The organism is Microbacterium excoecariae, assembly GCF_011326725.1.
GTDB classification, from domain to species: domain Bacteria; phylum Actinomycetota; class Actinomycetes; order Actinomycetales; family Microbacteriaceae; genus Microbacterium; species Microbacterium excoecariae.
Genome location: NZ_JAANCO010000001.1, coordinates 2,127,162 through 2,140,465, shown reverse-complemented (window position 1 = coordinate 2,140,465; position 13,304 = coordinate 2,127,162). Strand labels below are relative to the sequence as shown.

The following is a 13,304-nucleotide window of genomic DNA, read 5'->3' as shown; positions in this document are numbered from 1 at the left end:
ACCTGTGTGGGGTCGTACCAATTGGGTTAGGCCGAGGCGGACCAGAGCGCCGTCCACTCGGCGCCCAGCTCGCGCGCGAGCCGCCTGACGGTCGACAGCGACATGCCGACCACGGTGGACGGATCGCCCTCCACGCGCTCGATGAACCCCGCGCCGCGCCCGTCCACGGTGAACGCCCCGGCGACCTCGAGGGGTTCCCCCGTGGCGACGTAGGCCGCGATCTCGGCGTCCGTGACGTCGGCCGCGAAGCTGACGCGCGCCGTCGCGACGGCCTCCGCCTCTGCGGGCTCCCCGGATCCGACGCGGATCACGCAGTGACCCGAGAACAGCTCGCCCGTGCGCCCCCGCATCTCCCGCCAGCGCTCCGTCGCGGCGGCGGCGGTGTGCGGCTTGCCGTACACGCGCTCGCCCCGGACAAACATCGAGTCCCCGCCGATGACGAGCCCCGCGAAGCCCTCCTCGGCCAGGCGGCTCGCTACGGCCCGCGCCTTCGCGGTCGCGAGGACCTGCACGTGTTCGGCGGGGGAGACGGCGGCGCCGCGCGCGCGCTCGAGGTCCGCGATCACCCTCTCCTCGTCCACCCCGGGGGATTCGAGGCGGGGGTCGATCCCCGTCTGGAGCAGCAGGGCCCGTCGGGCGGGCGAGGTCGAGGCGAGGCACACGAGCATGCCCCCAGCGTAGGGGCGATGTCAGGCGGGTCTGCGAGGATGACGGGATGCAGACAGGCGACGTGCTCGAGCTCGATATCACCGGCGTGGCGCACGGGGGCGTGTTCGTCGCGCGTCAGGGGGCATCGGACTCCGAGCCAGGGCGGGTCGTCTTCGTGCCCGACACGCTGCCGGGCGAGCGCGTGCGCGCGCGCGTGACGCAGATCAAGAAGTCGTTCGCGCGCGCCGAGACGCTCGAGGTGCTGGAGGCGAGCGCGCACCGGCGGCCACACGTCTGGGCGCAGGCGGACGTCGCCGTGCCGCCCGCGGAGCGCCCCGGGGGCGCCGACTTCGGGCACATCGAGCTCGGTCATCAGCGCGAGCTGAAGACGAGGGTGCTCCGCGAGGCCTTCGAACGGTTCGCGCGCGGCGCGGTCCCGACCGCGGTCGCCTCCGCGGGCCCGGACGAGACTCCGGACGGCACCCGCTGGCGCACCCGCGTCAGCCTGCACGTCGACACCCAGGGGCGCGTGGGGCCGTTCGCGGCGCGGAGCCACGACGTCGTCGAGGTGAGCGCGCACCCGCTCGCGACATCCGCCATCGAGCGCGCCGCGCTCGGGCTGGCGGGGTTCTCCGCGGGTCGGGTGGACCTCGTCGAGGCGGCCGACGGCGAGGTGACGGTGGTGCCGCGGCCCGCGCGCCGCGCCCGCGGCCGGGCGCCGCGCCGCGCGGTCGTCTCCGAGGTCGTCGGAGGGCGCACCTTCCGCGTCGACGCCGACGGCTTCTGGCAGGTGCATCGCCTGGCCGCCGGCCGTCTCGATCAGGTGGTGCGCGAGGCGTTGGCAGAGCTGGAGCAGGCGGAGGGCGCCCACCACCTCGACCTCTACGGCGGCGTCGGACTCTTCGCCGCGGCGCTCGCCGAGCACGGTTCCGCCGCGCGCGTCACGACCGTGGAGTCCGCTCCGCGGGCCACCGAGCACGCGCGCGAGAACCTCGCCGGGGTCGACGCGCGCGCCGTGACCGCGCGCGTGGAGGACTTCGTCGAGGTCCTCGCCGACACCGCGGACGCGGGGGAGCGGGCGGCGCTCGCGCGGGGCGTGACGCTGCTGGATCCGCCGCGCTCGGGCGCGGGCCTGAAGGTGGTCGAGGCGATCGCGCGCCTCGAGCCCGCCGCCGTCATCTACGTCGCGTGCGATCCCGTCGCCCTCGCGCGGGACGTGGGCGCGTTCCGCGCGCTGGGATACGACACCGATCGGGTGCGAGGGCTCGACCTGTTCCCGTCGTCGCACCACGTCGAGTCGGTCTGCGTCCTGCGCCGAGCGTGAGCGCGGCCGGGCGTCCCGGTACGCTCGGTCACATGACCACGGTTGCGCTGATCGACGATCACGAGTCGGTGCGGCTCGGCCTGGCCGCGGCGCTCGCCCGTGACGGCCAGGTGGTCGTCTTCAGCGGCCCGACGGTCGGTTCCTACGAGTCGTTCGCGGCGGCGCGGGGCGCGGGTGCGGACGTGGTCCTGCTCGATCTGACGCTCGGCGACGGGACCACCGTGACCGAGAACGTGTCGCGGCTCGCGTCGGCGACGCGCGTGATCATCCACTCGGTCGCCGACCGGCCGACGGTCGTGCGCGAGGCGCTCGCGGCGGGCGCCGCGGGCGTCGTGAGCAAGGCGGCGCCCCTCGAGGACGTGCTCGGGGCCGTCCGGACCGTCGCGGCCGGCGAACCGCTCGACAACGTCGAGTGGGCGAGCGCGGTCGAGAGCGATCGGGCGTTCGCCGACGCGCAGCTGTCGCACCGCGAGCGCGAGGTGCTCCGGATGTACGCGGCCGGCCTGCCGCTCAAGGCGGTCGCCGGGCGCCTGAACATCGCCTACTCCACCGCGAAGGAGAACATCTCCCGCGTCCGGGCGAAGTACGTCGAGGTGGGGCGCCCCGCGCCCACCAAGGTCGACCTGCTCCGCCGCGCGCTTGAGGACGGCATCGTGCCCGCGGCGCGCGCGGAGGCGGACACCCGTGGCCCCTGACGGCGCGGCCCTCGCGCGCCACGCCGAGGCGGCGGGAGCCGCGGCGATTGAGCGCGCCTGGCAGCAGATGGCGCCGGACCAGGCGCCGGGCCGCCGGCGCGGGTTCACCGGCGCGCTCCTGGACCGCGCCATCGAGATCACGGTGGCCGTCGGATCCCTCGTGATGGGGGCGCAGGCGGCCGCCGTCGCGTGGCAGGACCCCCTCGCGCGCGCACACACGCTCCCGCTCGTCGGCGGCGTCCTTCTCCTCCTCGTCGCCATGGCCGTCGCGTGTGTGGCGGGGCGCGGCGCGCGGACGCTTGCCGCGGTGTACGCCGTGGCCATGCCGCTGTCGATCGTGGCCTGGGCGGTGTTCACCCCCGTCGCGCCGCCCTCGCTCATCGAGGAGCCGTGGCCCTATTTCCTGCTCGCAACGGCCACGGGCGCCGCCATCGTCGCGTGGGGTCTCCCCGCGCAGCTCGTGGTGGCGACCGTTCCCGCCCTGGTCTTCGCGGCCGCGCGCATCGCGACGACGGGGGGCGGCGCGGACGTCTGGGCCCAGCTGTTCTACGACGTCTCGATCGCGCTGCTCCTCAGCCTCACCTTTGTCGTCGTGGCCACGATGCTGCGCGGCGTGGGGGCGGGCGTCGACGAGGCCCGCCGGGCCGCCGTGGAGACCTACGGCCGCGCGACGGCGACCGAGGCCTCCGAGCGCGAGCTCGTCGAGATCGCGGGGCTCATGCACGACAGCGTGCTCGCGGCTCTTCTCGCAGCCGCGCGCGCCGAGTCGCCGCGCGAACGGGAGCTCGCCGTCGCGATGGCGCGCGAGGCGCTCAACCGCCTGGCCGATGCCGAGTCGGACGAACCCGTGGGAACGAACGAGGACGTCGACGCTCGCGCCATCGCGGCCGAACTCGAGCGCGCGGCGGCGCAGCTGGGGGTCGCGCTGACGGTCGCCCCGCCGGAGGGACCCGCTCCCCGGATCCCCGCGCGCGCGGCCCGGGCGCTCGTCCTCGCGGCGACGCAGGCGGTTGCCAACGCGGTCGAGCACGCTGACGCCCGCGGGCTCCGCGTCGCCGTGGAGGCGACGGCGACCTGCGTGCGCGTCGTCGTCTCGGACGAGGGGCCCGGCTTCGACCTTGAGGCGATTCCGGCCGACCGTCTGGGCATCCGGGGATCGATCTTCGCGCGCGTGGCCGCGGCCGGCGGCGATGTCGAGGTGCTGCCGGGCCCCGACGGCACCCGCGTCGTGATCTCCTACGATTCGGAGGCTGCGACGTGAAGGTCCGCCTCGCCCTGTCGCTCCTCGGGGGCGCGCTCGTCGCGTACTTCTCCGTGCGCGGCATCGTCGGCGCGCTGACCCACGGCAACGCCGGGGGCGCGTTCGTCGCCGTGGCGATGTTCGTCGCCGCGGCGCTCGTCGCGCTCCTCGCGCCCGGGTCCGCCCGCCGGACGCCGCACGGACCCGGCACCATGGCGCTGTGGGCGGCGCTCATCACGTGCGCGGTCGCCGCGCTGCTGCCGCTCGTCGCCACGCGCGGCATCCCGCCGAGCGACGCGCCGCAGGTGACCTGGTTCCTCGGGGCCGGCGGCGTCCTCATGACGATCGTGTGTGCACGGCGCCGGGCGGCGCTGGCATGGGCGGGGATGATCGCCCATGTGTGCGCCGCGACGACGGTGATGTCCGACCTCCCCGGGGTCCTGACGGCCGGTGGCATGGGATCGCTCCTGTGGGTCGGCATCGCGCAGCTGCTCGTCGTGTTCACCGACCGCGCCTACCGCGACACGGCGCGCCTCGCCCTCATCCAGCAGCAATCCTCCGCGTGGGAGGCCGTGCAGGACGGGCGCAGCCGCGAGCGGCGCGAGCGCGTGCAGGTCGCGATCGGGCTCGCCGGTCCGGTGCTCGCGCGCGTGATCGATCAGCGCGGGCTCCTCGGGGCGGACGAGAAGGCGGACGCCCTCTTCGTGGAGGCCACGCTGCGGGACGAGCTGCGCGGGCGCGGCCTCCTCGACACGCGCGTGCGGTCCCAGCTCGCGCGGCTGCGCCGCTCCGGCGTCGTGGTCTCGCTCTACGACGACGGCGGCCTCGAGGCGCTGGATGCCGCCGAGATCCAGGCGGTGCGTGGCGAGCTTGAGGCCGTGCTCGCCGGGGTCGAGGCCGCGCGCCTGATCGTTCGCACGTCGCGCTCGAGCGACGTCGTCGTGACGGTCGTGGGCCGCGGGTCCGACGGCGAGGACGACGTGACGGCGTGGCACGAGATCGCCCGGCCCCGATAACGCGGGAGGGCCCGGGGCGGCGATGCCGCCCCGGGCCGCGGTGCGAGACGATTACCCGAAAACCGCCCGCGAGTGAAACCGAACCGGATCCGCCTACCCTGGAGCGGAAACGTCGGCGAACGCTGTGCGTTCTCCCTGAACGATACGGCCCTTTTCCGGCGAGCACAGTCGGCCGTTTGGGGGACAAATGCGACCGCCGCCGCGCGCCGGGCGCGCAGGAGCATGGGGCATCGCGACACAGGGACGGCGCGTGCGTTGTGTATGTCCGCCAAGGGTGGGGCGGGGCGCGCGGATAGGGTGGAACGCGTGACCGAACCCGACATGTCGACAACCGCTGGCAAGATCGCCGACCTGCGCGCCCGCTACCACGAGGCCGTCGTCGCGCCCGAGCAGAAGGCCGTCGAGAAGCAGCACGCCAAGGGGAAGCAGACCGCCCGCGAGCGCGTCGAGCAGCTCGTGGATCCGGGCAGCTTCGTCGAGCTCGACGAGTACGTCCGCCACCGCACGACCTCCTTCGGGATGGACCGGTCGCGGCCCTACGGCGACTCGGTCGTCACGGGCATCGGCGCGATCCACGGGCGGCCCGTCGCGATCTTCTCGCAGGACTTCTCGACCTTCGGGGGGTCCCTCGGCGAGGTCGCGGGCGACAAGATCGTGAAGGTCATGAAGTACGCCCTCCAGGGCGGCATGCCGATCGTCGGCATCCTCGACTCGGGCGGGGCGCGGATCCAGGAGGGCGTGCTCGCCCTCGGGAAGTACGCGGAGATCTTCCGCCTCAACACGCAGGCGTCCGGCGTCATCCCGCAGATCTCGATCGTCATGGGTCCCGCGGCCGGAGGCGCCGTGTACTCGCCGGCCCTGACGGACTTCGTCATCATGGTCGACAAGACGAGCCAGATGTTCGTCACGGGCCCCGACGTCATCAAGACGGTGACGGGCGAGGACGTGGGCATGGAGGAGCTCGGCGGCGCGCACACGCACAACTCGCGCTCGGGCGTCGCGCACTATCTCGCCGACGACGAGGGCGACGCGCTCGACTACGCGCGCTCGCTCATCGGCTACCTGCCCGACAACAACATGTCCGACGCGCCGGACTACACCTCGGAGTTCGAGTTCGAGACGACCGACCTGGACCGCGAGCTCAACGGCGTGATCCCGGACTCGCCGAACCAGCCGTACGACATCCACGGCGTCATCGAGCGCATCGTGGACGGCGCGGAGTTCCTCGAGGTGCAGCCCCTGTTCGCGCCGAACATCGTCATCGGGTTCGGCCGCATCGAGGGGCGCTCGGTCGGCATCATCGCGAACCAGCCGCAGCAGATGGCGGGCACGCTGAACATCGACGCCGGCGAGAAGGCCGCGCGCTTCATGCGGTTCTGCGACGCGTTCTCGATCCCGATCGTGACGCTCGTCGACGTGCCCGGCTATCTCCCGGGCACGGACCAGGAGTGGACCGGCGTCATCCGGCGCGGCGCGAAGCTCCTCTACGCGTACGCCGAGGCCACCGTCCCGCTCGTGACCGTCATCCTGCGCAAGGCCTACGGCGGCGCGTACATCGTGATGGGATCCAAGCAGCTCGGCGCCGACGTGAACCTCGCCTGGCCGACGGCGGAGATCGCCGTGATGGGCGGGCAGGGCGCCGTGAACATCCTCTACCGCGGCGAGATCAAGCGCGCCGAGGAGGCCGGTGAGGACGTGCAGGCGGTGCGCGCCAAGCTGGCCGACGAGTACACCTACAGCGTGGCGTCGCCGTTCCTCGCGGCCGAGCGCGGCGAGCTGGACGGCGTGATCGAGCCGGCGCAGACCCGCGTGATGATCGCGAAGGCCCTCCGGTCGCTCCGCCACAAGCGCGCCGAGTTGCCGCCGAAGAAGCACGGGAACATCCCGCTGTGAGCGAGGACAGCCCGCTCATCCGCGTCGTCGCGGGGAACCCCACCGACGAGGAGCTCGCGGCGGTCGTCGCCGTCGTCTCGGAGAGCTTCGTGCACGAGGTCGAGACGGCGACCGTGCCCGAGCCGGCCGACCGCTGGGCGCGCTCCGGGCGCATGCGGCGGTATCGCCGCCGCGAGTGGGGGCGCTTCGCGGGCTGAGCGGATCCGCCCCGCCTCGCTCGCACCGCGTCAGCGTCGTCCGGCGCGGGCGCGCCCGTAGGCTCGAGGCATGTGGAATCTCGCGCGCGCCGTCTCGCCCCGCATCGAGGAGGTCCCCTCGACGGGATCGACGAACGCGGACCTCGCCGAGCGGATCCGCGCGGGGGAGGCCTGGCCGCACCTCGGGGCCTACCTCACGCGCGACCAGCGCGGCGGCCGGGGGCGCCTGGGCCGGGCCTGGCGGGCGCCCGCCGGATCGTCCCTCGCGATCTCCGTGGCGCTGGACGCCCGGCGGATCCCGCCGGAGCGCCGCGGGTGGATCCCCCTGGTCGCCGGCGTCGCCATGCGCGACGCCGCGTCGCGGCAACTTCCCGCTCCCGCCGGGGTGAAGTGGCCGAACGACGTGCTGGTGGGGGAGCGCAAGCTGTGCGGCATCCTCGCGGAGGTCGCGGGCCCGGCGATCGTCGTCGGGAGCGGCGTGAACACCCGGATGCGGGAGGACGAGCGACCGGTACCCACGGCGACCTCGTTCGCGATGGAGGGCGTGCGCGTCGACGAGGATCGCCTGCTGGCGGACTACCTCGGTCGCCTCGGCGAGCTGTCGGCCCGCCTCGAGCGCGCCTCGGTCCGGGACGTGGTGAGGGACGCCTGCGTCACCCTGGGCCGCGAGGTCACGGCGCACCTGCCGGGCGGCGACACCGTGACCGGGGTCGCGAGCGACATCGACGAGGACGGGCGCCTCGTCCTCCTCGCGCCGGGCCCGCGCGCGATCGACGCGGGCGACGTCGTGCACGTCCGCCCGGCACAGACCGGATCCGCCGAGAGCGTCGCTCCCTCGCCCGCGCGCCGGTGCGCCGCCGGCCCGCCGCGCGCGTGAGAATGACCGCATGAGGGATGGCTCGCCGCAGCAGGAGTTGCGCATCGCGACGTTCCGCGGATCCGCGGCGCGCCTCGCCGTGCCCGCGCTCGTGTTCATCGCGGTCGTGGGCGTTACGGGCTACCTGCTCGGCAACCTCCCCTCCCCGTTCGAGGACTGGATGCTCCTCGGCGCGGCGGCGGGGGTCGTCCTCGTCGCGGTCGTGATCCCGTGGTGGGTGTGGGCGTCCAGGCAGTACATCCTCACGACGCGGCGGATCATCGCGACCCGCGGCCTGATCTTCCGCCGCCGGCTCGAGCTGGCGCACGCCGGCGGCTACGTGATCGGCCTCACGCGCGGCCCGCTGCAGCGCGTCAGCGGCACGGGCACGCTCGTGCTGAGCGCGGGCGGACAGGAGATCGAGCTGCGGCGCGTGCACAATCCGCGCCTGATCAGCGAAACGCTGTCGGATCAGATCGAGATCAGCCAGATTCTCGCGCACCGCGAGGCGCAGGAGCACGCGGCGGATCCCTCCCTCGGCGGGTGAGGCGCCCGCCGGTCTGAGAGGATAAGGGCCATGACGAAGCGTGTCGGCGTAATCGGTGGGGGGCAGCTCGCCCGGATGATGATCGCTCCCGCGGTCGAGATGGGCGTGGAAATCAGGGTGCTCGCCGAGCAGCCCGGGATGTCGGCCCGGCTCGCCGAGAGCGCGGTGGGCGACTATCGCGACCTCGAGACCGTGCGGGCGTTCGCGCGCGACGTCGACGTCGTCACCTTCGACCACGAGCATGTGCCGCAGGAGGTGCTCCGCGCGCTCGTGGACGAGGGCGTCGCCGTGCATCCCGGGCCGCACGCGCTGCAGTTCGCGCAGGACAAGCTCGTCATGCGCCGGCGCCTCGCCGAGCTGGGGGTTCCGCAGCCCGACTGGGCCGGCGTCGCCTCGCGCGCCGAGCTCCAGGCCTTCCTCGACGATCACGGCGGTCGCGCCGTCGTGAAGACGCCGCGCGGCGGATACGACGGCAAGGGCGTGCGCGTCGTCGCCGACGCCGCCGAGGCCGACGACTGGTTCGCGGCGTTCGCCGGCGAGCGGATCCTCGTGGAGGAGCTGGTCGACTTCCGCCGCGAGCTCGCGCAGCAGGTGGCGCGCCGCCCGAGCGGCGAGATGCGCCCGTACCCGGTCGTCGAGACCGTGCAGAAGGACGGGGTGTGCGCCGAGGTCTTCGCGCCCGCGCCGGGGATCGGCGAGCGCGCCGTCGAGGTCGCGGCCGAGATCGGGACCCAGATCGCGGCGGGCCTGAACGTGACCGGGATGCTCGCGGTCGAGTTGTTCGAGACGGCCGACGAGCGCCTGCTCGTGAACGAGCTGGCCATGCGCCCGCACAACAGCGGCCACTGGACCCAGGACGGCGCCGTGACGAGCCAGTTCGAACAGCACCTGCGCGCGGTCCTCGATCTCCCGCTGGGCTCGCCGGACCCGCGCGCCGACGCGGTCTGCATGATCAACATCCTGGGCGGGCCGGCCGGCCAGGACATCGACGAGCGCTTCGCGGACGCTATGGCGGATCAGCCCGAGGCCAAGGTGCACACCTACGGCAAGGCATCGCGCCCGGGCCGCAAGGTGGGGCACGTCAACGCGACGGCCGACTCGATCGAGGAGGCCGCGTACATCGCGCGCGCCGCCGCCGCCTTCTTCGCCTGACGCGTGCCGCTGAGTGTCCTTCCCATGCAAGGCCCCTACGCTGTTACGGTGCTGAACTCGTCTGAAACGCCCCTCGTCGGCGTCGTCATGGGATCCGACTCCGACTGGCGCGTCATGCAGGATGCGTCCGCCGCGCTCACCGACCTGGGGGTCGCGCACGAGGTAGAGGTCGTCTCGGCACACCGCACCCCGGACAAGCTCATGTCCTACGCCCGCGGCGCGCGCGCCCGCGGCCTCCGGGCCATCGTCGCGGGGGCGGGCGGTGCGGCGCACCTCCCGGGCATGCTCGCGTCGATGACGCCGCTGCCCGTGATCGGCGTTCCGGTTCAGCTCGCGACGCTCGACGGCCTGGACTCGCTCCTGTCGATCGTGCAGATGCCGGGCGGGATCCCCGTGGCCACGGTCTCCATCAACGGGGCGAAGAACGCCGGGCTGCTCGCCGCGCGCATCCTCGGATCCGCGGATCCCGAGGTCGCCGACCGGATCGAGGCGTACGCGCGCGACCTCGAGGCCCAGGTGGAGGAGAAGAACCGCCGCCTCAAGGACTCGCTGGCGTGACGCGCGTCGCCGAGGCCCGGCCCGGCGAGAGCCTCCTCTCCGCCCAGCCGATGCGCACGCCCGACGTCGACGACGCGCGGCTCATGACGCGGCGCGCCTGGTGGCTCGTCGTGCTGAACTTCGTCATTCCCGGATCCGCTCAGGCGGTCGCGGGCGGGCGGCGGCTCGGCAAGGTCGGCCTCGCCGCCACGCTCGTCATGTGGGCGCTGGGCGCGCTGACGCTGCTCGGCGTCCTCCTGTGGCGCTCGGCCACCATGTCGCTGCTCCTCCACCCCGTCACGCTGTGGATCCTGGGGATCCTCGTCGCCGCGTACGCGGTGCTGTGGGTCGTCCTCTCGCTCGACACCCTGCGCCTCGTGCGCCTCGTGCGGACCCGCACGCCCGCGCGCTGGGGGATCGCCGCGCTGGCGATCGTGCTCGCCGTGCTGCAGGGGGCGACCGGGGCCGTCGCCGCACCACGGATCTTCGCGGCCGCGGGCGGCCTCGGCGCGCTCTTCACGAACGCGGCGCCCGTCGTCCCGCCCAGCGACGGCTACTACAACGTGCTGCTTCTCGGCGCCGACTCGGGCGACGGGCGCGACTCGATGCGGTTCGACAGCATCTCCGTCGTGTCCGTGAACGCCGAGACCGGCGCCGTTACGATCACGGGGATCCCGCGCGACCTGCAGCACTTCCCGTTCAGCGAGTCGAGCCCCATGACGGAGCTCTACCCGAACTACTTCGAGGGGCACTCCGACCCCTCCTGCGGGTGGTCGAGCGGCATCAACCAGCTGACCAACGCCGTCGTCTCGTGCCGCGAGGACGGCGGCGCGGGGCTGTACCCGGACGCCGCGGACGAGGGATCCACGCCCGCGATCGAAGCGACTAAGGACGCCGCGGAGGGCCTCCTCGGCATCGACGTGCACTATTACGTCGCGATCGACATGCAGGGGTTCGCGTCGCTCATCGACTCGCTCGGCGGCGTCGACATCACGGTCGACGAGCGACTCCCCGAGGGGCCGGGGCCGGCCTACGAGGGGCAGAGCGCCGAGGAGTGGGCGACGGGATGGATCGAGGAGGGCGAGCAGCACATGGACGGCGAGACCGCGCTCTGGTATGCCCGCTCGCGGTACACGACGAGCGACTGGGATCGCATGGAGCGCCAGCGCGAGCTGCAGGCCGCGATCATCGCGCAGATGACGCCGCAGAACGTGCTGTCGCGGTTCCAGGAGGTAGCCGCCGCCGGCACGAGCGTCGTGAGCACCGACGTGCCGCAGGGCCTCGTCTCGACCTTCGTCGACCTCGCGGTGGACGCGCGCTCGCAACCCGTCACGACCCTCGAGCTGAACCCCGACGCCGGGGTGGACCAGGAGTGGCCCGACGCGGACGCGATCCACGCCATGATCGACGAGGCGCTGCATCCCGCGGGCGCGGACTCCGCCGAGTGAGCGCGCGACCGGCTCCCAGGCTCCGCACGGGCCGGGAGATAGGATCCAGTGTGACGTTCTGCGGAAGAGTACTGCGAGGCGCAACAAGGTGACCACGATCGATCTGTCCGACTTCGAGCGGCCGGGCCGCGGGCGCGGCTTCGTCGACGTCTTCCGGCGGCGCTACCTGCTCTCGCTCCTCGTGCGCAAGGGCACCTCGACCCGCTACCGCAACTCGGTGCTGGGGTGGACCTGGTCGTACGTCAAGCCGCTCATCCAGTTCTTCATCTACTACGCCGTCATGGGGTTCATCTTCGGCCTCGACCGCGGGCTGAACAACTACCCGCTGTACCTCTTCTCCGGCTTCATCATGGTGAGCTTCTTCAACGAGGCCTTCGGGAACGCCACGAGCGCGGTGGTCGACAACAAGGCGCTCGTCAAGAAGATCTATCTGCCGCGGGAGCTCTTCCCGATCTCGGCGATCATCGGGGCGTTCATCCACTTCCTGCCGCAGCTCGCGATCCTCCTCGTCGTCGCGCTGAGCTACGGATGGGTGCCGTCGATCGTGCACATCGGCGCCGCCCTCCTCGGCCTGGTGATCGTCGGCCTGACCGCGCTCGGGCTGGGCCTGTTCTTCGCCGGCCTGAACGTCCGTTACCGCGACGCGAGCAACTTCGTCGAGGTCCTGCGCCAGCTCGCCACGTGGGCCTCGCCCGTGCTCTACACGTGGAAGCTCATCGAGGAGAACCTCGACAGCTGGATCCTGACCGTCTACATGATGAACCCGATCACGATCGCGGTCGAGCTGTTCCACTACGCCTTCTGGGAGCCGACCGTCGAGCCCTTCGCCGCGGGCACGAACGAGGGCGGATGGTTTGGGTTCGCGCCGCACTTCGACCTGTACACGATCGGATCCGTGATCCTCGCCCTGCTGTTCGTCGTGATCGGGCAGCTGACCTTCCGCCGCTTCGAGCGCACTTTCGCCCAGGACCTGTGATGTCGAACACTCTCGAACAGACCACGACGGCGCGACCGTCGATCATCGTCGACCACGTCACGAAGAAGTTCCTCAAGCGGAACACGCACTCCTTCAAGGAGGCGTTCGTGGGGTGGACGAAGGGCAAGAAGGTCCGCGCCGACTACTTCCGCGCGCTCGACGACGTGAGCTTCCAGGTGGGGGAGGGCGAGGCGGTCGCCGTCCTCGGCTTCAACGGATCCGGCAAGTCGACCACCCTCAAGATGGTCTCCGGCGTGCTCGAGCCCGACGCGGGACGCGTGTTCACGCGCGGCCGCGTCGCGGGGCTCATCGAGGTGGGCGCGGGGTTCCACCCGGAGCTCTCGGGGCGCGAAAACGTCTTCCTCAACGCCGCCATTCTCGGCATGTCGAAGAAGGAGACGGAGGCACGGTTCGACGAGATCGTCGCCTTCAGCGAGATCGGCGACTTCATCGACCAGGAGGTGAAGCACTACTCGTCCGGCATGTTCATGCGGCTCGCCTTCTCGGTGGCCATCCACGTCGACCTCGACGTGCTCCTCGTCGACGAGGTGCTCTCGGTCGGCGACGCGCCGTTCCGGAAGAAGTGCAACGACAAGCTGGAGGAGCTCACGCGCCAGGGCGTGACGATGCTCGTCGTGAGCCACAACATGCAGACCGTGCAGCGCCTCTGCTCGCGCGGCATCGTCATCCACGAGCACAAGGTGCTCTTCGACGGCCCGATCGACGAGGCCGTCGAGGTCATCCGCACGACGCCGCACTGAGCGCGGCGCCGCGC

The 13,304-nt window shown here is 72.6% G+C and carries 14 protein-coding genes; 13 read left to right on the top strand and 1 reads right to left on the bottom strand.

Features of this window, described 5'->3' with window-relative positions; translation table 11 throughout:
- Window positions 1–26: 26 nt before the first annotated feature.
- Window positions 27–668: a Maf family protein gene (locus G8E01_RS09890; RefSeq protein WP_166319178.1), complete on the bottom strand. Its 642-nt coding sequence runs from the start codon at window positions 666–668 to the stop codon at window positions 27–29.
- A gap of 47 nt (window positions 669–715) precedes the next feature.
- Here G8E01_RS09890 and G8E01_RS09885 point away from each other — a divergent pair, with 47 nt between their 5' ends.
- The 13 genes from G8E01_RS09885 (at window position 716) to G8E01_RS09825 (ending at window position 13,290) form a co-directional block, all read left to right on the top strand.
- Window positions 716–1,972, top strand: a complete 1,257-nt coding sequence (locus tag G8E01_RS09885; RefSeq protein ID WP_166319175.1) for a class I SAM-dependent RNA methyltransferase — start codon at window positions 716–718, stop codon at window positions 1,970–1,972.
- A 32-nt stretch (window positions 1,973–2,004) separates the two neighbouring features.
- Window positions 2,005–2,667: a response regulator transcription factor gene (locus G8E01_RS09880; RefSeq protein WP_166319172.1), complete on the top strand. Its 663-nt coding sequence runs from the start codon at window positions 2,005–2,007 to the stop codon at window positions 2,665–2,667.
- Entirely contained in the window at window positions 2,657–3,928 is a 1,272-nt protein-coding gene (locus G8E01_RS13065; RefSeq protein ID WP_166319169.1) for an ATP-binding protein, read from the top strand. The genes G8E01_RS09880 and G8E01_RS13065 overlap by 11 nt, the downstream gene beginning before the upstream one ends.
- Entirely contained in the window at window positions 3,925–4,923 is a 999-nt protein-coding gene (locus G8E01_RS09870) for a hypothetical protein (RefSeq protein ID WP_166319166.1), read from the top strand. Before G8E01_RS13065 ends, G8E01_RS09870 begins: the two co-directional genes overlap by 4 nt.
- Window positions 4,924–5,184: 261 nt before the next feature.
- The gene (locus G8E01_RS09865) at window positions 5,185–6,816 is read left to right on the top strand and encodes an acyl-CoA carboxylase subunit beta (RefSeq protein WP_205827267.1); all 1,632 of its coding nucleotides are present in this window, start codon (window positions 5,185–5,187) and stop codon (window positions 6,814–6,816) included.
- Window positions 6,813–7,013 carry an acyl-CoA carboxylase subunit epsilon gene (locus G8E01_RS12810; RefSeq protein WP_155047416.1) on the top strand — a complete coding sequence of 67 codons (201 nt, stop codon included), beginning with the start codon at window positions 6,813–6,815 and terminating at the stop codon, window positions 7,011–7,013. Before G8E01_RS09865 ends, G8E01_RS12810 begins: the two co-directional genes overlap by 4 nt.
- Window positions 7,014–7,083: 70 nt before the next feature.
- Entirely contained in the window at window positions 7,084–7,890 is an 807-nt protein-coding gene (locus tag G8E01_RS09855; RefSeq protein ID WP_166319160.1) for a biotin--[acetyl-CoA-carboxylase] ligase, read from the top strand.
- 10 nt (window positions 7,891–7,900) lie between these two features.
- A complete protein-coding gene (locus G8E01_RS09850; protein ID WP_166319157.1) occupies window positions 7,901–8,416 on the top strand; it encodes a PH domain-containing protein in 516 nt (171 codons plus the stop codon).
- A 30-nt stretch (window positions 8,417–8,446) separates the two neighbouring features.
- Window positions 8,447–9,568 carry a 5-(carboxyamino)imidazole ribonucleotide synthase gene (locus G8E01_RS09845; RefSeq protein WP_166319154.1) on the top strand — a complete coding sequence of 374 codons (1,122 nt, stop codon included), beginning with the start codon at window positions 8,447–8,449 and terminating at the stop codon, window positions 9,566–9,568.
- 87 nt (window positions 9,569–9,655) lie between these two features.
- On the top strand, window positions 9,656–10,126 hold the full coding sequence (gene purE / locus G8E01_RS09840; RefSeq protein WP_205827543.1) for a 5-(carboxyamino)imidazole ribonucleotide mutase: 471 nt from the start codon (window positions 9,656–9,658) through the stop codon (window positions 10,124–10,126).
- Between the two features lie 50 nt (window positions 10,127–10,176).
- Entirely contained in the window at window positions 10,177–11,553 is a 1,377-nt protein-coding gene (locus tag G8E01_RS09835; protein WP_166319852.1) for an LCP family protein, read from the top strand.
- Window positions 11,554–11,641: 88 nt separating this feature from the next.
- The gene (locus G8E01_RS09830; RefSeq protein ID WP_166319148.1) at window positions 11,642–12,529 is read left to right on the top strand and encodes an ABC transporter permease; all 888 of its coding nucleotides are present in this window, start codon (window positions 11,642–11,644) and stop codon (window positions 12,527–12,529) included.
- On the top strand, window positions 12,529–13,290 hold the full coding sequence (locus G8E01_RS09825; protein ID WP_166319145.1) for an ABC transporter ATP-binding protein: 762 nt from the start codon (window positions 12,529–12,531) through the stop codon (window positions 13,288–13,290). The genes G8E01_RS09830 and G8E01_RS09825 overlap by 1 nt, the downstream gene beginning before the upstream one ends.
- Window positions 13,291–13,304 lie beyond the last annotated feature (14 nt).

Coding starts and splice junctions, on each gene's coding strand:
- G8E01_RS09835 (WP_166319852.1), top strand. CDS start 10,177: ATGCGCACGCCCGACGTCGACGACGCGCGGCTCATGACGCGGCGCGCC.
- G8E01_RS09845 (WP_166319154.1), top strand. CDS start 8,447: ATGACGAAGCGTGTCGGCGTAATCGGTGGGGGGCAGCTCGCCCGGATG.
- G8E01_RS09855 (WP_166319160.1), top strand. CDS start 7,084: ATGTGGAATCTCGCGCGCGCCGTCTCGCCCCGCATCGAGGAGGTCCCC.
- G8E01_RS09825 (WP_166319145.1), top strand. CDS start 12,529: ATGTCGAACACTCTCGAACAGACCACGACGGCGCGACCGTCGATCATC.
- purE (WP_205827543.1), top strand. CDS start 9,656: ATGGGATCCGACTCCGACTGGCGCGTCATGCAGGATGCGTCCGCCGCG.
- G8E01_RS09880 (WP_166319172.1), top strand. CDS start 2,005: ATGACCACGGTTGCGCTGATCGACGATCACGAGTCGGTGCGGCTCGGC.
- G8E01_RS09850 (WP_166319157.1), top strand. CDS start 7,901: ATGAGGGATGGCTCGCCGCAGCAGGAGTTGCGCATCGCGACGTTCCGC.
- G8E01_RS09865 (WP_205827267.1), top strand. CDS start 5,185: ATGTCCGCCAAGGGTGGGGCGGGGCGCGCGGATAGGGTGGAACGCGTG.
- G8E01_RS09890 (WP_166319178.1), bottom strand. CDS start 668: ATGCTCGTGTGCCTCGCCTCGACCTCGCCCGCCCGACGGGCCCTGCTG.
- G8E01_RS09885 (WP_166319175.1), top strand. CDS start 716: ATGCAGACAGGCGACGTGCTCGAGCTCGATATCACCGGCGTGGCGCAC.